21 protein-coding genes are annotated in these 21,840 nt (G+C 42.7%); 5 read left to right on the forward strand and 16 right to left on the reverse strand.

The annotated features are described in order from the left end of the window. Window positions 1-12: 12 nt before the first annotated feature. The 4 genes from dltB to uvrB form a co-directional block, all read right to left on the reverse strand. Window positions 13-1,272, reverse strand: coding sequence for a D-alanyl-lipoteichoic acid biosynthesis protein DltB (dltB, locus tag I2432_RS06685; RefSeq protein WP_206152455.1), 1,260 nt, complete (start codon window positions 1,270-1,272; stop codon window positions 13-15). After that, on the reverse strand, window positions 1,269-2,807 hold the full coding sequence (gene dltA / locus I2432_RS06690; protein WP_206158680.1) for a D-alanine--poly(phosphoribitol) ligase subunit DltA: 1,539 nt from the start codon (window positions 2,805-2,807) through the stop codon (window positions 1,269-1,271). The genes dltB and dltA overlap by 4 nt, the downstream gene beginning before the upstream one ends. An 11-nt stretch (window positions 2,808-2,818) precedes the next feature. Next, window positions 2,819-2,962 carry a teichoic acid D-Ala incorporation-associated protein DltX gene (locus I2432_RS06695; RefSeq protein WP_012515875.1) on the reverse strand — a complete coding sequence of 48 codons (144 nt, stop codon included), beginning with the start codon at window positions 2,960-2,962 and terminating at the stop codon, window positions 2,819-2,821. Window positions 2,963-3,300: 338 nt separating this feature from the next. Further along, entirely contained in the window at window positions 3,301-5,292 is a 1,992-nt protein-coding gene (uvrB, locus tag I2432_RS06700; RefSeq protein ID WP_043039107.1) for an excinuclease ABC subunit UvrB, read from the reverse strand. 185 nt (window positions 5,293-5,477) lie between these two features. Between uvrB and I2432_RS06705 the strand changes: the two genes are divergently transcribed. Both I2432_RS06705 and I2432_RS06710 read left to right on the forward strand, forming a co-directional pair. Further along, a complete protein-coding gene (locus I2432_RS06705) occupies window positions 5,478-7,643 on the forward strand; it encodes an ABC transporter substrate-binding protein/permease (RefSeq protein ID WP_206152453.1) in 2,166 nt (721 codons plus the stop codon). Then, complete coding sequence (locus I2432_RS06710; RefSeq protein ID WP_012515878.1) at window positions 7,643-8,383, forward strand: amino acid ABC transporter ATP-binding protein; 741 nt, start codon at window positions 7,643-7,645, stop codon at window positions 8,381-8,383. Before I2432_RS06705 ends, I2432_RS06710 begins: the two co-directional genes overlap by 1 nt. A 156-nt stretch (window positions 8,384-8,539) precedes the next feature. Here I2432_RS06710 and I2432_RS06715 read toward each other — a convergent pair whose 3' ends face one another. The 8 genes from I2432_RS06715 to I2432_RS06750 all read right to left on the reverse strand — a co-directional run bounded on the left by I2432_RS06715 (window position 8,540) and on the right by I2432_RS06750 (window position 15,841). Further along, window positions 8,540-8,692 carry a hypothetical protein gene (locus I2432_RS06715; RefSeq protein ID WP_012515880.1) on the reverse strand — a complete coding sequence of 51 codons (153 nt, stop codon included), beginning with the start codon at window positions 8,690-8,692 and terminating at the stop codon, window positions 8,540-8,542. Beyond that, complete coding sequence (locus tag I2432_RS06720) at window positions 8,689-10,068, reverse strand: PTS sugar transporter subunit IIC (protein ID WP_206158681.1); 1,380 nt, start codon at window positions 10,066-10,068, stop codon at window positions 8,689-8,691. Before I2432_RS06720 ends, I2432_RS06715 begins: the two co-directional genes overlap by 4 nt. Window positions 10,069-10,139: 71 nt before the next feature. Continuing rightward, the gene (locus I2432_RS06725; RefSeq protein WP_041790684.1) at window positions 10,140-10,574 is read right to left on the reverse strand and encodes a DUF3284 domain-containing protein; all 435 of its coding nucleotides are present in this window, start codon (window positions 10,572-10,574) and stop codon (window positions 10,140-10,142) included. Further along, the gene (locus I2432_RS06730; RefSeq protein WP_012515883.1) at window positions 10,574-10,909 is read right to left on the reverse strand and encodes a PTS sugar transporter subunit IIA; all 336 of its coding nucleotides are present in this window, start codon (window positions 10,907-10,909) and stop codon (window positions 10,574-10,576) included. The genes I2432_RS06725 and I2432_RS06730 overlap by 1 nt, the downstream gene beginning before the upstream one ends. Continuing rightward, entirely contained in the window at window positions 10,906-11,223 is a 318-nt protein-coding gene (locus tag I2432_RS06735; protein WP_012677730.1) for a PTS sugar transporter subunit IIB, read from the reverse strand. The genes I2432_RS06730 and I2432_RS06735 overlap by 4 nt, the downstream gene beginning before the upstream one ends. A 13-nt stretch (window positions 11,224-11,236) precedes the next feature. Beyond that, on the reverse strand, window positions 11,237-13,231 hold the full coding sequence (locus I2432_RS06740; RefSeq protein WP_206158682.1) for a BglG family transcription antiterminator: 1,995 nt from the start codon (window positions 13,229-13,231) through the stop codon (window positions 11,237-11,239). 105 nt (window positions 13,232-13,336) lie between these two features. Continuing rightward, window positions 13,337-14,431 carry a DUF871 domain-containing protein gene (locus I2432_RS06745; RefSeq protein WP_043026077.1) on the reverse strand — a complete coding sequence of 365 codons (1,095 nt, stop codon included), beginning with the start codon at window positions 14,429-14,431 and terminating at the stop codon, window positions 13,337-13,339. A gap of 9 nt (window positions 14,432-14,440) precedes the next feature. Beyond that, on the reverse strand, window positions 14,441-15,841 hold the full coding sequence (locus tag I2432_RS06750; RefSeq protein ID WP_206152450.1) for a glycoside hydrolase family 1 protein: 1,401 nt from the start codon (window positions 15,839-15,841) through the stop codon (window positions 14,441-14,443). A 575-nt stretch (window positions 15,842-16,416) separates the two neighbouring features. Between I2432_RS06750 and pnuC the strand changes: the two genes are divergently transcribed. After that, window positions 16,417-17,121 carry a nicotinamide riboside transporter PnuC gene (pnuC, locus tag I2432_RS06755; protein ID WP_206152449.1) on the forward strand — a complete coding sequence of 235 codons (705 nt, stop codon included), beginning with the start codon at window positions 16,417-16,419 and terminating at the stop codon, window positions 17,119-17,121. Window positions 17,122-17,173: 52 nt separating this feature from the next. On the opposite strand, the gene I2432_RS06760 is transcribed toward pnuC, so the two are convergent. From I2432_RS06760 to I2432_RS06770, 3 genes are all read right to left on the reverse strand, one after another. After that, a complete protein-coding gene (locus I2432_RS06760; RefSeq protein WP_043029880.1) occupies window positions 17,174-17,332 on the reverse strand; it encodes a hypothetical protein in 159 nt (52 codons plus the stop codon). 120 nt (window positions 17,333-17,452) lie between these two features. After that, window positions 17,453-18,766, reverse strand: coding sequence for a GTPase ObgE (obgE, locus tag I2432_RS06765; RefSeq protein WP_043029881.1), 1,314 nt, complete (start codon window positions 18,764-18,766; stop codon window positions 17,453-17,455). Between the two features lie 53 nt (window positions 18,767-18,819). Beyond that, on the reverse strand, window positions 18,820-18,948 hold the full coding sequence (locus tag I2432_RS06770; protein WP_080280804.1) for a DUF4044 domain-containing protein: 129 nt from the start codon (window positions 18,946-18,948) through the stop codon (window positions 18,820-18,822). A 259-nt stretch (window positions 18,949-19,207) separates the two neighbouring features. Here I2432_RS06770 and I2432_RS06775 point away from each other — a divergent pair, with 259 nt between their 5' ends. Continuing rightward, complete coding sequence (locus tag I2432_RS06775) at window positions 19,208-20,449, forward strand: aminopeptidase (RefSeq protein ID WP_206158683.1); 1,242 nt, start codon at window positions 19,208-19,210, stop codon at window positions 20,447-20,449. Between the two features lie 78 nt (window positions 20,450-20,527). On the opposite strand, the gene I2432_RS06780 is transcribed toward I2432_RS06775, so the two are convergent. Next, window positions 20,528-21,241: a pseudouridine synthase gene (locus I2432_RS06780; protein WP_043053232.1), complete on the reverse strand. Its 714-nt coding sequence runs from the start codon at window positions 21,239-21,241 to the stop codon at window positions 20,528-20,530. A gap of 164 nt (window positions 21,242-21,405) precedes the next feature. Here I2432_RS06780 and I2432_RS06785 point away from each other — a divergent pair, with 164 nt between their 5' ends. Further along, window positions 21,406-21,765 carry a thioesterase family protein gene (locus I2432_RS06785; RefSeq protein ID WP_206152447.1) on the forward strand — a complete coding sequence of 120 codons (360 nt, stop codon included), beginning with the start codon at window positions 21,406-21,408 and terminating at the stop codon, window positions 21,763-21,765. The last annotated feature ends 75 nt before the right edge of the window (window positions 21,766-21,840 follow it).

The raw sequence follows: 21,840 nt of genomic DNA on the forward strand, positions 1-21,840 counted from the left end.
TACTCTCCTTTTTTAACGTAACGGTCTGTTAAACCAAAGCTCATTTAAGAAGCCTGAGAATAACAGAAGTGAGAACAAGACAACGTGGAAAGTGACCACGATTGATAAAGCATGAAATGCCTTACCCTCAAACAAAGGCTTAAGCCCTTGCTTTTTCCGACGACGATTGATTTCCTTTTTCTTACGAAGCCAAGCGTCGTTTACAATCAAGCCAATACCATGAAACAGACCGTAAGCAATGTAATACCAGGTCAAGCCATGCCAAAGCCCCATCACTAGCATATTGACCAGATAAGCAAAGCCTGAAGTCACATTTCGATTCTTAAAGGTCTTGTGCTTGATTAAGAGATGGACCAATCGCATAAAGACAAAGTCTCTAAACCAGAAAGATAAGCTCATGTGCCACCTGTTCCAAAACTCTTTTAAATTTGGTGATAAGAAGGGCTTATTGAAATTTTCAGGTGTCTTAATCCCCAGTAAATAAGACAACCCAATCGCAAACATCGAGTAGCCAGCAAAATCAAAAAAGAGATTAAGCCCATAAAGGTACATGACATAGATCGTCTCTTTGTTAAAGTAGCCGCCTACAGTCAGGGCCTTATTTTCAACAAGGGGCAATAGCAGCCCACCCAAGCAATAAGAGATAATATGCTTGTACAAAAAGCCCAGCATGAGATACATGACAGCCTTATTGAGCATATCTAGGTAAGTATCACGACTAGGAAGCTTGGTATAATCCTCTTGAAATCTTCTAAAGCGATCAATCGGCCCGCTAGAAAAAGTCGGAAAGAAAATCATAAAGCGTAGAAAATCCTTTAGACTAAAATCTGTCAAAACCCCATCACGCATTTCAATGATCATCCCAACGCTTTTGAAAGTTAAATAGGAAATACCTAAGAAGCTAAAGAAAGACCTCGTTAGACTGACAGCGATAAATGGGCTTACCTTCACACAAATCAAAGGAAATAGACTGGCTAAAATGCTAAGATAGAAAACCCACGCTGCATTTGCCTTTTGACGATAGTGCTTGTAAGCCAAAACACTGATGGTTTGCCAAATTAGATAGGCTAAAAAGGCAAGCAATTGCTGATAGTGTTCCCCACCAAACATGAGCAAAATAAAGATTAGGCTGACAAAGCTTTCATACGTCGAAAAACGCCTTTGCTTAAAAATCCCAATAATAACTGGAAGAAAAGCAATGATGAGGTAGACAAAATAAATCGGATTGCCATAAGGCTCCATATAAGGTATGTGATGAAACAAGGTCGTCATTGATGATTAACCTCGTTAATCAAGAATTTGATATCGATTTTGCCATTTGGTGTCAATGGGAGCTTTTCACGATAAATAAACTTAGACGGCATCATATAGGCCATCATATGATCCTTAACAGAGGCTTTAATGGCTTTGGTAATATCCAAATCTCTCGCAAATTGCTCCCTCACCCCGTCCTTCAAGACAACATAAGCTAAGAGATTTTGGACCTTATGCTCTTTGTTATACCTTGGTACTGCTACTGCTGATTCAACCAGCGGTGATTGGTTTAGCTGCTGCGACACATCTTCTAATTCGATGCGGTAACCTGCATATTTGATTTGAAAGTCTAATCGTCCACCATAAAGTAACACATTGTCCTCAGTAAATGATCCTAAATCTCCCGTATGATAAGCAGGCATGCCATTAAAGGTAAAGAAGGCTTCAGCTGTCTTTTCAGGATTGTTGAGATAACCCTTAGAAACTGCTGGACCCGTTACAATAATCTCTCCCTGTTGCCCTGGCTCCAGAGCATTGCCAGCTTCATCAATGATATAAGTAGGCGAATCCGGCTTTGGATAGCCTATCGGCAAGCGTGTGTAAGTCTCTATCATATCTTTAGTGATTGAGATCGCTGATAAAGCCACCGTTGCCTCTGTTGGACCATAGGCATTGATAATGCGTGCGTCTGGAAAGCGTTCAAACAGCTTTCTTGCAGTTGATACTGTCAGCTCCTCCCCATCAAAATAAAAGTGGGTTAGCCTTGGCATCTTCTCCTGGCAAAAATCATCACTAAGCATGGCCATATCGGCAAAGGACGGTGTTGAGGTCCAAATGCCTATCGGCAGCTCCGCAATTGTGCTAAACAAGCGCTTAAAATCTGAAACCATTTCCTTTGGTAAAGCAAACAATGTCCCACCTAAAGCCAAGGTCGGCGCCCAATACATCACTGACAAATCAAAGGAGTAAGGAGGCTGAGCCAGCATCTGCGGTCTCTCAGGAATAGCAAACTCAGCATCCTCAATCATCCAATTAGTAAAGCTCAAAAGATTGGCATGCGAAATTTGCACTCCCTTTGGCTGTCCTGTCGTTCCAGAGGTGAAGATAATATAATAATTGTCATCTCCCTTAACCGGCTTTGTCATGGTAAAGGCTGCCTTGGCTGCTTTAGCTGCCTCTATCTCTGCTAAGCTAACCACCCTAATTGCATCAATACTAACCGGCAGCTCTTCAATAGCAATGATAAGACTTGGCTGAGCAATCTCAATAATAGACAAAACACGCTCTGGCGCCGAATGAACATCAACAGGAATGTAAGCGTGACCTGTCTTTGTCAAGGCGACAAAGGAAGCTAGCATGTCATAGCTTTGAGCCCCAAAAACTAAAACGGGTGATTTTTCACCTAGCTTTAAGCTCTCAATAAAGCCTGCTATGCTATCAGAATCTTCCTTTAGCTGTCCATAGCTACGGCGCTCTCCCAAGCAATCATAAACTGGAAAATCCGGTTGTGCTTGTGCAAAATACTCAATTGTTTCAATCATATCGTTAACCATCAGACAATCTCCTAAAATTCATTATAAATAAAATTACTTTGACCATGCCCTAGGTAACCAAAAAAATAAACGAGCAGCATCAAAATCACGTAAAACAATGCTATCTTCCCAACAAAAACGAAAATAGCTCGCAGTCTTGACTTGTTTTTTAACATACTTACCTTCTTGTATTAGTGAAATAATGTACTAAGAAATTCTATCCGAAAATAGCCTTATTGACAAGGTAAAACTTAAATTATTAAAAAGAAAATTTATTTAATATTTCTATTTTTGCCAACTACTTTACATTATATCAGAATTGTCTTATCAAAATCAATCTTTCATTAAATCATTAAAGTAGTCTGAAGTTAGTAGCTGCAATAGCTCTTGCGTAGATCAAGCTCAAGGTATCACTCATTTATCTGGTACCAAAGATCATAAGACAGACCTAAAGGACAAACTCAAAAGCAGATAAAAAGCCTAGCTTATACAGCCAGACTTAGCTTATCAGGTCTTAATCTATTGCTTTTAACTCTAGGATCAGGTCACGAAGCTGTGCTGCTAATTCAAAATCCAGCAGCTCTGCTGCTTCCTGCATGTTTTTTTGCAATTGCTTAATAGCTTCTTGTCTTTCAGACCGCGTCATTGACTCATAATTTGTCTCTGCTTCTGTTGCTTTTGCTTCAACTGCTCTGGAAATACTGATTAAATCACGAATATCTTTTTTAATGGTTTGCGGAATAATCCCATGCTCTTCATTATATGCCATCTGTATGGCACGACGACGAGCAGTTTCATCTATAGCGCGCTGCATGGAATCCGTCATACGATCAGCATACATAATCACATGACCATCAGCATTTCTGGCAGCTCGACCAATCGTCTGAATCAAACCTCGTTCATTTCTTAGGAAGCCTTCCTTATCCGCATCAAGAATAGCAACAAGGCTAACCTCCGGAACATCAATACCTTCACGCAGCAGATTGATACCAATCAAGACATCAAAAACGCCTAAACGAAGGTCGCGAATAATTTCTGTACGCTCTAATGTCTTGATGTCGCTATGCATGTATTTTACCTTGACACCCATTTCCTTGAGGTAGTCGGTCAAATCCTCCGCCATTTTCTTGGTTAAGGTTGTGATAAAGGTGCGCTCACCTCGTTCAACCCTCAGGTTAATCTCGCCAAGCAAGTCGTCCATTTGTCCCATGCTTGGCCGGACTTCAACCTCCGGATCAAGCAGACCTGTCGGTCTGATAATCTGCTCCACAATCGTATCAGTCTGCTCCATCTCGTAATCTCCAGGCGTTGCTGAGACATAGACAATCTGGTGCACATGACTTTCAAACTCCTCCCGACGAAGCGGACGATTGTCTAAGGCAGATGGAAGACGAAAGCCATAATCCACAAGCATTTGCTTTCTAGCCTTGTCTCCATTGTACATGCCTTTAATTTGTCCCATGGTCATGTGACTCTCGTCAATCATGATGAGAAAATCCTCCGGAAAGAAATCTAACAGGGTATAAGGGGGCTCTCCTGCCGAACGCCCGTCCATATGACGGGAATAATTTTCAACACCATTGGTGTAACCCATTTCACGCAGCATTTCAATATCGTACTCTGTCCTTTGACGCAGGCGCTGAGCCTCTAGCAATTTGCCTTCTGCTTCAAATAGCTTAAGCTGGTCTGCTAATTCTGCCTGAATCTTGCTAATAGACTGCTCCATGTGCTCATCATTGGTCACAAAGTGAGTGGCCGGAAAAAGCACTAAATGATCAGCATCACCTAATACTTTACCCGTTAGGCTTTCAATTTCACGAATCCGATCAATCTCATCACCGAAAAACTCAATCCGAAAGGCATGCTCATCTCTTGAGGCTGGAAACACTTCAACCACATCACCACGCACACGAAAGCGTCCACGTTGAAAATCAATGTCATTGCGTTCAAACTGAATGTCTACAAGGGCATTGAGCAGCTGATCCCTGGATATCTCCTGCCCAGGACGCAGGCTAACAGCTGAATCAGCATATTCCTTTGGTGAGCCCAATCCGTAAATACAAGAAACCGAAGCCACAACAATCACATCATTACGCTCTAAAAGCGATGAGGTGGCCGAATGGCGCAGCTTGTCAATCTCATCATTAACAGAGCTGTCTTTTTCAATATAGGTATCACTAGAAGGAACATAGGCCTCAGGCTGATAATAGTCATAGTAGGATACAAAGTATTCGACAGCATTTTCAGGAAAAAACTCCTTAAACTCACTGTACAACTGACCAGCCAAGGTTTTGTTATGAGCAATCACCAACGTTGGCTTGTTGACCTTGCTGATCACCTGACTCATGGTATAGGTTTTCCCTGTTCCTGTTGCTCCTAGTAAAATCTGCGCTTTTTCACCACCTTCGATATTATCAACCAAGGCTTCAATGGCCTGCGGCTGATCTCCTGAGGGGGCATATTTTGACACGAGCTTAAATGCTTTAAAATCACGTTTATCAATCATTTATTGGTCCTCAATATCTTATCTCTTATCTATTGTAACATAGTTAAGGACTTAAAGACCCTATCAAAGCTTTTTGACTATTTTAGTTGTTTATGTTAGGTTTTATGACATAAAAAGAAGAGATGATTTGCCTGTTTGAAAAAAATCTGCTATAATTAGGCATATTTTTTATTAAGGAGACTAGTATGAAAAACACATTAAAAGCATGGATGCTTGCAATGCTGTCTGTTGTTTTGATGACTGCTGGGATTGCAAGTGCAGAGACAATTGATATTGTTTCTGATACTGCTTATGCACCGTTTGAATTCAAGGATTCAGACCAAGTGTATAAGGGAATTGATGTTGACATCATCAATGAAGTAGCAAAGCGAAAGGGCTGGAATATCAATATGACATTCCCTGGCTTTGATGCTGCTGTCAATGCCATTCAGTCCGGTCAAGCTGACGCCCTTATGGCAGGCACCACCATCACTGCTGCTCGTCAAAAGGTCTTCCATTTTTCAGATCCCTATTACGATACAAAAATTGTTATTGCTACAAAAAAAGCCAGCCCTATTAAGAAGTATAGCGAGCTAAAAGGAAAAACAGTCGGTGTTAAAAATGGAACAGCTGCTCAAGCCTTCTTAGATAAATACAAAAAATCGTATGGTTATACTGTTAAAACATTTGACACAGGTGACCTGATGTACAACAGTCTTGCAACAGGCTCTATTGACGCTGTTATGGACGACGAGCCTGTCATTCAATATGCCATTAACCAAAAGCAGGATCTTGCGATCAACATGAAGGGAGAGGCTATTGGAAGCTTTGGCTTTGCTGTCAAAAAAGGCAGCGGCTATGATTATCTCATTGACGACTTCAATGAAGCCTTAGGCGCTATGAAGGCTGATGGAGCCTATCAAGCTATCATGACAAAATGGCTTGGCAGCAATGACAAGGTCACAGCAGGCAAGGCTACTGGCGATGCCTCTGCTAAGGCCACTCCTTTAAAGCCGATTTATAAAATCGTGGCTGACTCCTCCTTTGCTCCCTTTGAATTTCAAATTGGCAGCGGAGAATATGTCGGTATTGATATGGACCTCATCAAGGCAATTGCTAAGCAGCAAGGCTTTACCATTGAGATCAGCAATCCTGGCTTTGACGCTGCTTTAAATGCTGTTCAAGCTGGTCAGGCTGACGCTGTTATTGCAGGTATGTCTATCACACCTGCACGTCGTGAGATTTTTGATTTTTCAGATTCCTACTACACATCAAATATTCGCCTTGGGGTCAAATCCGGAAGCTCTATCAAATCATACAAGGACCTCAAGGGTAAAATAGTCGGTGCCAAAAAAGGAACAGCCTCCTATGATTTCCTTGAAAGCAACAAGGATATTTATGGTTACCGTCTAAAAGCCTTTGATGAGGCCTCCTCAATGTACGATAGCTTAAATTCTGGTTCTATTGACGGGCTTATGGATGATGAAGCTATTTTAAGGTACGCTATTCAGCGAGGCCACAAGCTTGATATTCCTATCAAAGGGGAGCCTTCTGGTGAGTATGGTTTTGCTGTTAAAAAAGGAGCCAACCCTGAGCTCATCGAAATGTTTAACAACGGTTTGGCTGCTCTTAAAGCATCAGGAAAATACGACGCCATCATTAGCAGATACCTTGATTCAGAGGCATCTGTCAAAACAGCCGATGAGTCAACCATTTATGGACTTTTAGCCAATAACTACAAGCAATTATTGGCTGGGCTTGGAACAACCCTTGGTCTGACACTCATCTCCTTTGCCATTGCTTTGGTTATTGGTATTATTTTTGGAATGATGGCTGTATCACCATCAAAGAACCTGCGCGTGGCTTCTACTGTCTTTGTTGATGTGGTGCGTGGTATCCCCTTGATGATTGTTGCTGCCTTTATCTTCTGGGGAGTGCCAAACCTCATTGAAAGCATGACTGGCCACCAATCACCGATTAATGATTTTGTAGCTGCTACTATTGCACTTTCGCTAAATGGTGGAGCCTATATTGCCGAAATTGTTCGTGGGGGTATCGAGGCTGTGCCGGCAGGTCAAATGGAGGCTAGTCGCAGCTTGGGCTTGTCATATCACACAACAATGCGAAGGATTATCCTTCCTCAGGCCATTAAGCTAATGCTGCCAAACTTCATCAATCAGTTTGTCATTTCCTTGAAGGATACGACCATAGTCTCAGCGATCGGTTTAGTGGAGCTCTTCCAAACAGGGAAAATCATTATCGCTAGAAACTATCAATCCTTCCGCATGTATGCTATCCTAGCAGTTATCTACTTGATTATGATTACACTCTTAACAAGGCTTGCAAAACGTTTAGAAAAGAGGCTTAACTAATGGCAGAATTAAAAATTGATGTTCAAGATTTACACAAATCCTATGGGCAAAATGAGGTCTTAAAAGGCATTAATGCTAAATTTTACGAGGGTGATGTCGTTTGTATTATCGGGCCATCTGGCTCTGGAAAATCAACTTTCCTGCGCACCCTCAATCTCCTGGAATCCATTACTAGTGGTAAGGTTGTGGTTGATGGCTTTGAACTTTCAGATCCTAATACCAATATTGATAAGGCTCGTGAAAATATCGGCATGGTGTTTCAGCACTTCAATCTCTTTCCACATATGACAGTCCTTGATAACATTACCTTTGCACCAGTTGAGCTTGGAAAGGTCTCAAAGGAGGCGGCTAAGGAAAAGGGACTTGCTCTTCTAGAGAAGGTCGGTCTAGCTGATAAGGCTGACGCTTTCCCAGGAAGTCTATCAGGTGGTCAAAAGCAGCGTGTTGCAATTGCAAGAAGTCTTGCCATGAACCCTGATATCATGCTCTTTGATGAGCCTACCTCTGCTCTTGACCCTGAGATGGTTGGAGACGTCTTAAACGTTATGAAAGACCTAGCAGAGCAGGGCATGACCATGCTGATTGTGACACATGAAATGGGCTTTGCTCGTCAAGTGGCTAATCGTGTGATCTTTACAGACGGCGGCCAATTCCTAGAGGACGGTACTCCAGAGGAAATCTTTGATCACCCTAAGCACCCACGCTTAATTGAATTTTTAGATAAGGTCTTAAATGTTTAAGTAGCAAGATATTCTATTAAAGGTCAAAAAATAAAAAAAGCAAAGGTAAGCATCTACCCTTGCTTTTTTGCTTGCCTTTAAATGTGATAACCAAGATAGAAAATCAAGGCTAGCCCTTAGGTTTGTCTTTTCATAGGGGCTAGCTGCTTGCATTGACTAAGGACGCTTGCGCTTAGTGAGGTAATACCCTAATCCAACAAAAGCTAGTCCTGTCACGATATGTAGGTATTTGTTGCCAACCATTGGACTAATGGCAATAAGGAAAAATCCTATAGCCATTAAAAAGCTTGCTCCGTTTTTTGCTGTCATGAAAGGTCACTCGCTTTTTCTTTATTAGCTGAAATGACAAATGGTGCCCAGATAAGAAAGGCAACAAAGAGGTTAAACAAGGAAACCAGACCTGCCATAACACTACCTCCAGTAGCCAAGTAAGCGTAAAGTCCAACTGGCGTAATCCAAGGAACTGGCAAGAAAACGGGAGGGATCAAGCCTATTGCTGTGGCAGCATAAGCAATGCTAGCACAAATTGGTGGTACGATTAGCCATGGGATAGCAAAGGTTAGGTTCAAGACAATAGGCATACCAAAGGTAATTGGCTCATTGATGTTAAACACGCCCATCGGTGCTGATAATTTGGCAATGGTCTTGTGCTCCTCACGTTTTGAGAAAATAAAGATAGCAATAATCAGAGCCAGAGTAACACCTGAACCACCCATTTGTGCATAGGCATCAAAGGAGCCTCTCGTCCAGAGATAAGGCAGATTAGCAACGCTCTGACTGGTATTATAGGCAGCTGTATTTTCTGTTAGAGCCACTAAGTACACACCATCAAGCACGGGTGCTAAGACATTGTGACCATGCAAACCAAAGAACCAGAGCAATTGAACCAAGAAGGTTAACAGGATAACAGAGCCAATCCCTTGAGACAGCCCCAACAAAGGCAATTGGATATAGGTCGAAATCATATCACTTAGAGACGAGCCTGTGAGGGCAAAAATAAGGTAAGCTACGATCGCTGACACATAAATCGCGACTGTCCCTGGAATAATAGCTGCAAAAGCCTTATTAACCGCAGGTGGCACATTATCTGGCAATTTGATGGTCAGGTTACGTTTGGTCAAAGCTGCATAAACAAAGCTAGATAAAAAGCCAATGATCAATGCTGTAAAAAGACCTGTTGCTCCAGCATATTTGAGGGCAATTGCTCCCCACTGGCTTGTTTCTAGAGCTTGGGCTCCATTTGCAGTGACCACTGATAGCCCCATATCCTTTAAGCCTGCTAATAAACTTGCTGACGCCCCTTCAAGTGGTGTGGAAATGGTTAAGCTTTGAGGAAGGGTGGCAATAAAGGAAGCAAAGGAGATTAAACCTCCAGCCAAAGGATTCACCTTGTGCATAAGAGCTAAATGATACCCAAAAGCAAAGGCAAAAAAGAGTGCCATGATACCAATTGTCCCAAAATACACATAACCATTGATGTCAATAATGGGCTGCATGGCTGCTGCAAAACCAGTCCAGCCCATATTGTTTGGAATATCACGCAAGAAAACATTCAGCAAGACGGCGACAGAGCCCGCCATCGTAATGGGCATTAGCGAAATAAAGGAATCACGAATGGCAACCAAATGCTGCTGGGACCCCATCTTTCCCGAAATCTCCATAAACTTATCAGAAAAATGTGACATAATTTTCTCCTGTTTCTATTTTTTAGTATGACAAGCCCTATGATCAGCCAGCTGAGCTGTACTCAAACCTTCTAGCTTAGCTGCTTAGCATACTGGATAAGGGCTGCTAATTGGGCCTGTGACTGCCGTTTGAAGCTCTTCTTAAAAAGCTTCCCAATGATCAGCTGATTGGCTTTTTGAAAGACATCAAGTGGCTGATAGTCGTAGCAATAGGTTATTTTGGTACGCTCCTCTCCCAGAGCTTCTAAGCGGTAGCTTAATGTTTTTAGCCCATGATTAGAGCTAAAGCAAGCAGTATATAAGTGCGGAGCTTCTAAGGCTGTGATCAGCACTCTAACGTTATGCTCCTTGTTTTTGCCATAATGCTTTATGTAGCTTAGCCCTGCTTTTAATTCAGCTGGTGGCAGCCGTCTCAGGGTGTTTTCATGATAATCCTCTTGGAGAGAGCTTAGTATAGCCTTGAAGCATTGAGTGACAGAGACATCTCCTTCTGCTGTAATCATCATCATAGCTCACCTCTTTGGATCCTTGATATTTTGTCATAAACAGCGACCAATTCCTTGGCCAAATCAATAAAGGCTAGGGCTGTCATCATATGATCCTGACCATGCACCAGCAATAAAGACAAGTCAACCTGATCTCCAGCCGCTTCCTGAGATAGCAAATTGGTTTGTGATCTATGGGCAACATTTAAAGAATGTGTAGCCTCTTGAAGCAAGTGCTGAGCCTTTTCAAATTGACCATCTCTAGCTGCATGAATAGCTTCTACAGCCTTGCCCTTGGCCTCACCACCATACATGATTAACCCCATAATAGCCTCTAGGTTTGATGGTTGCGTCATACCTCTTCCTCCATCATTGTTAGGGCTGTTTCAAGCACCTTGTCACCATTCATGAGGCCATAGTCAGCCATGTTAATGACATCTACCTTAATTGCCGGTTCAAATTTGGTCTTAAAGTCCTTGAGTAAGAATTTGACCTGCGGCCCTAACATGAGGACATCAATGGTTTTAGCAGCAACCTCATTGTCAGCTTCGCTCACAGGAACTGCCCAAATCTCAACCTCGATGCCACGCGCTTGAGCGGCTTTTTGCATTTTAGTCACCAGCATACTGGTTGACATGCCGGCATTACAAACTAACATAATGGTTTTCATAATACTTCTCCTTTTATTCAGTGATGAGTGGGGTAAATAATGTGATGAATTGTGCATAGCTTGGTTCTTCTAATAAAGCCTGCTGAAGCTCTGCTTGATTGACAAAAGACACCAAACTCGGTGAAATATATTTTAAATAGCTGTTACGTCCCTTGGACGGTGACAACAAAAAGATAAAGTGAACAGCCTGATGACTCTCGTCCCAGTCAATAGGCTCTTGACAGACAGCCACCACCACCTGTTCAGAATAGGTCATGGGATTAGCCGGGTGTGGAAAGGCAAGCACCTCACCAAAAACAATTGAGCTATAATTTTCCCTCAACACGATTTGGTGATAAAAGGCCTCAACAAAGGCTTCATCCATTGCTTCGTCAAGACAAGCAATCATCTTTAACAGCAAGGCCTTCTTTGATAGTTTTTCTTTCACATAAAGAAAACGCTTAGGACTAAAGACACCTTTTAGAATCTGCTCTGCTTTTTCCAAGCTCATCTGCGATGACGACGCAGCTTCTCTTCTTATTCCCTCCTGCTCCCCGATAAATTGGCGAATGGCTTTGATGTCTTGATCAGATAAAAAGACACTGACAGTAATGACTGGCGTTAAAAACATGACATTAGCAAGGCTGATAGAAGAAATAATCACATCAACCGTTTGCAGTCGTTCCTGTGTTATTTCATAGTAGCTGATAACATCTACAATCTGAAAGCGACCTTCAAATTCCTTTTCCAAGCGATTTTTCAGCATCATGGCACTGCCATAGCCTGTGGCACAAACCACAAGCACCCTGAGCTTGTGACGATTGGAATAGCGCTCAATAGCTGCCATGACATGCAAGCTAATGTAAGCCCATTCGTCATCAGACAGGTCATAAGCCTGAAGCTCAGGAATATTCTCAAAAGCTTGCTTGGTCAGGGCAAAAGCCTCTGGGTATTTGCTTTTAATCTCCTCAGTTAAGGGATTGGTCAGCTGAATATGATTTTCAAGCCTTGTGGCTAAAGGCTTCATATGGGCCAATAGACCTTGAAGCAAGCTGCTATCAGCCTCCAAAGACATACCTGTCAGCTGACTAGCCTTGACAATACCTGCTTTTAAATGACTTCTCAGCAAGTCATCAGCCTTATTGTCCTGTGGGCTGCCATCAACGGAATGCTTAACCTTGAGGTGTAAAGCAATATAGTTAGCTTCTTCTTTAGGAAAACGGATCCCCATCACTTCTTCTACTCGATACAAAATACGTAGAGCCACTTGATACTCGTCCGATTGGCGAATAGCTGCTGGAATGGAAAAAAATGCTAACGGATAGCCAGACCGAATACGCTGAACCATTAGGGCAATGTGCAAAACCAAATTGTGCATAACAAAATCAGAAAGCTTTAATTTGGCATCTCGACATTCATCTAAAACAATTATTGTGATATCAGCAAACTTGATATGATCAAGAAAGGTATTGTCTACTATGGCATACATGGAGTCATCAAAGCTGGTAGCAAAAAAATAATCCATGATAAAATGCCTAATAGCCTCTTCCTTACCTGTCACCTGAACGCGCTGATGACTCACATCAAGCTGTAGCTGATAAGGCCTAATACGGTCTCTAATAACCGCTAAAACATGGTTTAGGGTCGTCCGACTAATATACAATTCTTGGCAGAGCTCTTCAAAATCCCAAACGGGCTCTTCAAAGAAGAATTTATTTAGCAAATAATGCTCCCGATCAACTGTTTCTTCCACCTGAGTCACATCAGCCAAGCGCTTTTTAGAGGCCAAGCTTTCCTGCCAAAAGATCTCAAACGCCATAGAATGATCAATCTCTAAACAGTAGCCCTGACCTTGCTTGGAAATGATGTGCGCTCCCTTACTAGGAAGGCTGCTAATCAGCTCCTTTAGATATTTTCTGACTGTGCGATCACTCATGCCAATAGCCTTAGCCAAGGTAGCACTAGAGACAAACTGCCCTTTTTGGCTGATTAGAAATGCTATTATAGCCATTTCTTTTTTTGATAGCATTATTCCTCCTTCGTTTGTTAGAAAACGCTTTCTTTAATCTCTTAGTTTAGCAAATGTTTCCTGAAAAAAGTGACCATCATTTTCCGTATCGATTGTGAAGCCAGACTAGTCAGTCTCAATCACCAATGAAAACTCCTGCCAGGGCTTCAGCTCGTCCAGCAAGCTTAAGTAATCCTCTTTAATGTCAGCGACCACATTGGCCTTTGAGCTAAGGGTAAAGGGTTTTAGAGCAATTTGCAATTCTCCCTTGTATCGGTTGTAATGATCATTATCAATGATAATACTGCCTCGCTTAACCTGCTTGGGCTGCTCTCTTGGAGCAATTGCTTCTTGAGCATATACCACACGCGGCATGGTTGAGCGAATCACATAATCTGATACATCTCCCCGATAACAATGTGGGTAACAGATAATCTTCTCCTCTATGTCCGTCAAATCAACCAGAGGCTTGACCTTAATAGACATGACTGATCTATCCAAGGCTTGACGGCACTGAACGAGTTCATCTTCAGTGATGAATTGATTGGACAAAATGACAGTATCAATAGTTCCTGTCGCCTTCATCAGTTCTACCTGCACGTCAATTGGCAACTGCCGATGAGCCTCAACAGTCGGTAAGCCCTCTGACAGCGGCCAAGGGCCTTCCTTTGCTGATTGGGCTGTGATAAAAGCAGCCGTTGCAATCCCATGCTCGTGGTAAAAATGGGACATTTCCTTAAAATGCTCCAGTGACAGGCCGGTAAAGGCGTGCGGGTAAAAATTATGACAACCAATGAGGTTACTCCGATCAGGAGTTGCCTTTAGCAAGGCTGTCAATAAGCTCTTATCAGTACTCATATTGAGTTCAATCTTAAGCCCAAAAGAGTTTTTCGTTAGCCTAACAATATCCTCTAAAGGCAAGGCCTCATCTAAACGCAAGCCTGCTAAGCCAAAAGCATGAGCCTGTTCAATGACCTGATGTGACCAACCAGCCTGCTTGATAAAAGCAGGGCTAACGTCTGCAATGACCCGAATGCCCAAGCAATTGGCATAAGCAATCAGATCCGCATAAAGCTTAAAAGTCTTGGGATCATTTGGCGCCAACTGTAAGAGGCTCATAAACAAGCGCTTGGCTCCATAGCAGTGCAGTAAATCAATATAAGCCTTACTCTTAGCAAAACCATGCTGCTCAGGGTAAAGGGAAAATCCTAAGGTGACCATCATACGCTCCTATTTATCAAAACCATTTGTCTGACTCAGGGTCTTAAACCAGTGGCCAGATTTTTTAAGGGTTCGTTTTTGAGTCTCTAAATCCAAGGCTACCAAGCCATAACGATTTTTATAGGCATTTAACCAAGACCAGCAATCAATAAAGGTCCATAGGAGGTAGCCTTTACAGTTTGCACCTTCTTCTAAAGCCCTATGCAATTGAATCAAATGGTCCTTGATAAAGGCAATCCGATAATCGTCTTGGACCTGACCATCAGCTAAAAAGGCTTCTTCACCTTCTACTCCCATACCATTTTCAGTGACTAGCCAGTCAATATTACCATAATGCTCTTTTAAAGTGATAGCAATGTCGTAAAGGCCCTGCTCATATATTTCCCAACCGCGATGAGGGTTAACCTTTTTGCCTGGCATATCATAAGGTTCAAAATAAGAGGCTAGCGTGATCGGATCACCATCTTGTCTTGTTTTGCTAGGCGCTTGCACACGCAAAGGTTGATAGTAATTAACTCCCAAGAAATCAACAGGATTGTTTTTGATAATAGCCAATTCATCAGCACTATACTGGGGCAATAAATCAGCTGCCTTTAAAAGAGCTACTAACTCTTCTGGGTACACTCCTAAGACAGACGGGTCTAGGAAGGATTTAGTCTGGAAAAGCTCTGCAATTTTCGCTGCCTTGACATCTTCTGGCTGATCACTTCTAGGATAGGCAGGAGTCACATTAAGCACAATACTAATCCTATGCTTAGGATACAGCTCGTGACAGGCCTTGATAGCAAGTGAGCTAGCCAACTGGGTATGGTAAGCCACTTGAACAGCTGCCTTGGCGTCTACCTTGCAAGGATAGTGGTAATGCCCCAAATAACCGCATTCGACTGGAACAATAGGTTCGTTAAAGGTAATCCATGTATCCACCAAATCACCAAAAAGCTCAAAACAGGTCTTAGCATAGGTCTCATAAGCCCAGACCGTCTCCTTAGCCTCCCAGCCTCCCTTTTCTTGCAAGGCATAAGGCAGATCAAAATGATAGAGGTTAACAATCAGTTTAATATCCTGAGCCATGATTTCCTGAAATACCTCTCGGTAAAAGGCTACAGCTTTTGGATTAACCTGACCAACTCCTTCTGGAATCAGTCGAGACCATTGAATAGAGGTCCGAAAAGCTGTGTGACCGGTCTCTTTTAAAAGAGCAATATCGCTTTTGTAGTTGGTGTAAAAGGTTGAGGTTACCTCTGGACCAATCTGATGATGAAACTTATCTGGCTCCAGACTAAACCAGTAGTCCCAATTGCTAGGTCCCTTCCCATCTCCAGAAACAGTCCCCTCACTTTGAGGGCCAGATGTTGAGCTTCCCCACAAAAAACCTTCTGGAAATTGGTAACGGCGTTTTGATTGCTTCATATGCTTTTTCCTTTCTTTTTGTCACTTATACCCCTATTATAGGAAGAAAAAAGGACACTGTAAACGCTTTAAAAAATCTGGTTTTTCCTTATCATCAAGGAAAACCACTGACAGAGCAAAGCCAAGGCTCTTAGTCCTTTTCTTCTAGACAAAACAACAAGGAGTATTAGCAACAGCAGCCAGCAAGGAAACTCTTAACTCATTTACCTCTAGTTAACACCATCGTCTGCGAGTGTTATCCCTCACAACCAATCACACTATGGCAGGTATTAGCTTATTTTTCCCTAAGTCCCAGAACAAACGCATGAAGAAAATCATTGATTGAAAAAGTTGTGAAAAGAGCAAAATATCCATTTTAGAGTATTTTGATAGAGTGTTTCCTGAATTTTTATACCCTCCCTCTATAAACTTTTCTTGAAAAATTTCTTTTCTGCAATTATCACTATGATTTTCCTGTTTTTCAGAATAAGTTTTCGTATGTCAGAAATATCTTAAAAATTTTTTCTTCATGCGTTTGTCATGCCTAAGTCCGACACCCTATTGACAGATAAAAAGGCCTATGCTTGAATAAGGATATGGCTTATTTAAACTATTTTACAAAAACCGAGTGGACGCTTTGGTTAACCTCCATTTCGGCTATTCTCCTCAGTGCCTTTTTCTTTGGAGAACAAGCTCCCTTAGCACTGATAGCTTCCTTAATCGGTGTGACAGCTTTAATCTTTAGTGCCAAGGCAAATCCGATTGGACAGGGCTTGGCCATTATTTTCTCCCTTATTTATGCCTATCTGTCACTGTTAAACAGTTATTACGGGGAGCTGATAACCTATCTCTTCATGACCCTGCCGATGGCTATTTGGTCACTGTTTACTTGGCTAAGCCACCCATTTGAAGATCAGACATCTCAGGTAACCATCTCACGCTTGACAACAGCAGACCGGCTGCGCTTAGTGGTCCTTACCATACTAGTTACCAGCTTGTTCTATGCTATCTTAGCCTATCTTAAGACAGCCTATCTGCCTGTCTCTACCTTATCTATTGCCACCTCTTTTTCAGCAGCCTATTTAAGCTACAAACGTAGCCCTTATTTTGCCTTGGCCTATGCTCTTAATGATTTGGTCTTAATTCTCCTGTGGCTCTATGCTGCTCAAGCAAATACCAGCCAATATGCAGTGGTCATTTGTTTTGCAGCCTTTCTTGTTAATGACATTTACACCTTTTTTAATTGGCTACATTTGCAGCATCACCAAGAAAAAAAGCATCAAAAAAGGACGAAACCTTGAAGTGCACCCTCAAAAGTTAGACACTAAATCTAACGATTGAGAGGAAGTGCACTTAAGCTTCATCCTTTTTTAATTTGTCACGTTCCAAACGCAAACGCCTATTGGGATTTAAGAGATTAAATAATTCTTCTAATTTTTCAGCATTCCAGACATCTGCTGCCGAAACAAAGTTACCGTTCTTATCCTTGAAGGATATTGGTTTATCTCCCATAAAAAACCTCCCTAGCTCACATCAACCAAGACCTCATTGCTGTGAATCGAGCAAACAGCCTACTTCAGATATGACTCAGCATCACTTGCTACAAAAAACAGCTAAGCTTGGTATTTGTCATTAGTCTACAAATTCAAACTCAAACTTGCCAATGCGAACAATGTCGCCGTCCTTAGCACCACGCTCACGAAGCGCTTCATCAACACCCATGCCACGTAGCTGACGAGCAAATTTCATGATAGATTCGTCGCGCTCCAGATTGGTCATCACAAAGAGACGCTCTAATTTCTCACCAGACAATACCCAAGCTGCATCATCAGCACGACTAATCTCAAAGGCCTTTTCCTCAGCCGCAAAGCCATAATAGGCCTCGTCCTCAGCAAAATCAGCCTCATCATACAACAAGAAATCATCAGTTTTTGCTAATAGCTCTGCTGTTGCTTCTAATAGGCTGTCCAAGCCCTGATGTGCCAGACTAGAAATAGGAAAAATCATTGGCAACTCGTCAAAGTCATCATACTGAACAGCTAACTGTTCCTTGAAGCGCTGCAGCTGCTCCTTTGCCCCTGGCATATCCATTTTATTGGCAACGATAATTTGTGGACGCTCCATGAGACGAAGATTATATGCTTCTAGCTCCTTATTAATCGCCACATAGTCCTCATAAGGGTCTCGTCCTTCAGTAGCTGACATATCAATAACATGCAGGATCACACGCGTACGCTCAATATGGCGTAGAAACTGCGTGCCAAGCCCCACACCCTGGCTAGCACCTTTGATTAGCCCTGGAAGGTCAGCCATAGCAAAGCTCTCACCAGATTTGGTTCGAACCATACCTAGATTAGGCACAATAGTGGTAAAGTGATAAGCACCAATCTTTGGCTTGGCTGATGAGACCACGCTTAGTAGCGTTGATTTACCAACTGACGGAAAACCAACTAGTCCCACATCTGCCAAAATCTTAAGCTCTAGCTCTAATTGGCGCTCCTCTCCTGGTTCACCATTTTCAGCAATCTCAGGTGCTGGATTGCGTGGCGTTGCAAAGCGAATATTCCCACGACCGCCACGACCACCCTTAGCCACGACAAATTCTTGACCATGCTCAACCAGATCCGTCAGAACCTTACCGGTTTCAGCATCACGCACAGTCGTTCCCTGTGGCACTGAGATAATCAAATCCTCTGAGCCACGACCATGCATGCCCTTAGTCATGCCTTTTTCACCGGATTTAGCCTTGAACTTACGATTGTAGCGAAAGTCCATTAGGGTACGCAAACCTTCATCAACCTTAAAAATGACAGAGCCACCCTTGCCACCATCACCGCCCCAAGGGCCGCCATTAGGCACATATTTTTCACGACGAAAGGCTACCATACCATCACCGCCACGACCAGCCTGAACACTGACCTTAGCAGTATCTAAAAACATACTCATACTTTTCTTCTCAAGCTTTCTCTTATTCTAAAAAAACGCCTTTCAGCGTTTTCTTACATCAATACTGACAGGGCACCCGCAATAAGTCCACCGACAGTCACAAGAACCATCACAACCACAACAACTGTTGTCAACTTTTCAAAGGCAGTTTTTTTGCGAGGTCCATTTTCTCCAAATGCCACTTTTAAATACCTCATCTATTGATTTTTTCTCTTATATCTTAACACGAATATCACTATTAAGCAAATATCTATTAGTAAGGGCAGCGCAAGCTTATCAAAAAAGGGATCGTTTTTTAACTCATCAGAGAAAACCAACACTGAGCCTTTTACGATAGGCATTCTAGGAGACATTTAGCCTATGAAGCAGGCTAGCTCCTTGTGAAATAGTCGCAAATATGATACATTAAATTTTGCAACATTAACATTTTAGGAGACTGCTATGGTTTTACCACATTTTGATGAACATCTTGAAAAGTACGCTAACCTTCTTATCAAAAAAGGAGTCAACATTCAAAAAGGTCACACACTACTCATTTCTATTGCTGTAGAGCACCACAAGCTTGCGCGACTATTAACCAAAAAAGCCTATGAGGCTGGTGCGGCCGAGGTTTTTGTTGACTATAATGACGATCAGATCACACGCGAGAAGCTTCTTAAGGCTGATGAAGACCGTCTCTTGCAGGTACCAGATTATGTCGTTGAACAGTCACATTATCTCCTTGATCAAAAAGCGAGCCGCTTAGTCATTCGCTCTGCCAATCCAAACGTCTTTGCTGATGTTGATTCTGACAGGCTAGCTGGAGCAACACGCGCAACAGCTATTGCCCTTGAAAAACAGCGGGCTGCCACCCAAGCCAACAAAGTCAGCTGGAATCTAGCAGCTGCAGCCAGCCCCGAATGGGCTGCTATGGTTTTTCCAAACCTGACAAGCGAAGAAGAACAGGTGGACGCTTTGTGGGATGCCATTTTCAAAATGAACCGCATTTACGAGGCAGATCCTGTCAAAGCCTGGGACCAGCATCAGGAACGTTTAGAAAAAAAGGCAAGGCTTCTCAATAATTATCAGTTTGACAGCCTTCACTACAGGGCACCAGGAACTGACCTAAGACTTGGAATGCCTGAGCAGCACATTTGGGAGGCTGCTGGCAGCACCAATGCTCAAGGCGAGGTCTTTATCGCAAACATGCCAACTGAGGAAATCTTTACCGCACCTGACTACCGTCGTGCAGATGGCTATGTCAGCTCTACTAAGCCTCTATCCTACGCAGGCGTCGTCATTGAGGATATGACCTTTACCTTTAAGGATGGGCAAATTGTGGACGTCACTGCTAAAAAAGGAGAGGACACCATCAAACGCCTGATATCAGAAAACGAAGGAGCCAGATCACTTGGTGAGGTGGCACTTGTCCCACATAAGACACCCATCTCTTTATCAGGTCTGACCTTCTTTAATACGCTTTTTGATGAAAATGCTTCAAACCACCTGGCTGTCGGTGCAGCCTATGCCTTTAGTGTCAAGGGTGGTACCGAGATGACCAATGACGAATTAAAGACTGCTGGCCTAAATCGCTCAACAGCCCACGTGGACTTTATGATTGGTTCTGAACAAATGGATATCGATGGCATTACCAAAGACGGAGAAGTCATTCCAATCTTCCGAGGAGGAGAATGGGCGATCTAATCACCCTACAGATCAGTCTAAGACTGGTCTTTTTTACTATCAATTCAGCAGCTAACCCAGCAAGTGACTAGTCTAGCCTTAGGCTTTTAAGGCCTCTAGCTCTGCTGCTGTTAACCTACGATAGGCTCCAGGCGCCAAAGCACTATCAAGCTGTATGGGTCCCATACTAATGCGCTGTAAATCGCTGACTGTTTTACCACAGGCTGCTACCATTCGCTTAACCTGATGAAATTTTCCTTCCTCGATGGTGATTTTGACAAGGCTGGTTTTTAGCGCTTCGTTAATCTCAAGAATGTCCAAATGTGCTGGCATACATTGGTGATCCTTTAAAGTGATTCCCTGTGCGAAATGCTTGACGTCCTCTTGAGTCATCATACCGTCTACCACAGCAAGGTATTGCTTGGCAACATGCTTTTTAGGAGACAAAAGAGCATGTGCTAGCTTTCCATCATTGGTCACTAAGAGCAAGCCATGCGTATCCTTATCAAGCCGCCCAACAGGAAAGACAGCCTTTTGACGTGCAGTATCATCTAACAAATCCAGCACTGTCTTATGGCTAGAATCCTCAGTCGCAGAAATTACTCCTTTAGGCTTATTGAGCATATAATACACAAAGGCCTCATAATCGAGCCTTTGTCCCTGATAGCTAACCTCATCGGCCATTTCATTGACTTGATATTTTGGAGACGTTTGGCTAACCCCATTCACACTGACTTGCTTTTTCTTTAATAGCAGCTTCACTTGACTGCGACTGCCTAAGCCAGCATCAACTAAAAACTTATCTAAGCGCATGTATTCCCCTTCTTTTTACTGTTAGCTGATGCTTAGTCTGGCCCATGCGAGACACATTAATTCAGCAACAGCTCTTTCAAGCTAATTCTTAGTATAGCACAAAAGGCAGCTCATTTAAGACTGTAAGCCCTTAATATATTATAATAATAAAAAAGGAGGGTATCATGTCTATTTATTCACAGCTATACGACACAAAAAGCAAGCATTCTGCTCAAGCAATGGGCTCTGGTGGCTTAGAGGTCCTAGCAACACCTGCTCTTGTCGCCTTTATGGAGCATGCTGCCTTCACGTTTCTGCAAAGTCAGCTAAAGGACAAGCAAACAACCGTTGGAAGTGAAATCGCTATCCAGCACCTAGCTGCCTCTAAAATCGGTCAGGCAGTAACCATTGTTATCACTGCACTCAAGGAAGAGGGCAGAAAATACGACTTTCGTATCGAAGCCTTTGCCAACCATAAGCTCATTGGCAGAGCCTGCCACACACGTGTCAGGGTTGACCAAGACGCCTTTTTGGAAAAGCTTTAAAGGTCAAAAAGCGCTTAGTCTAAATGCCTAAGCGCTTTTTGAGAGCTTCAACAAAACCTTTGCTACTAATCCTAC

Origin of the sequence: Streptococcus equi subsp. zooepidemicus (assembly GCF_015689395.1) — a bacterium.
GTDB lineage: Bacteria > Bacillota > Bacilli > Lactobacillales > Streptococcaceae > Streptococcus > Streptococcus equi.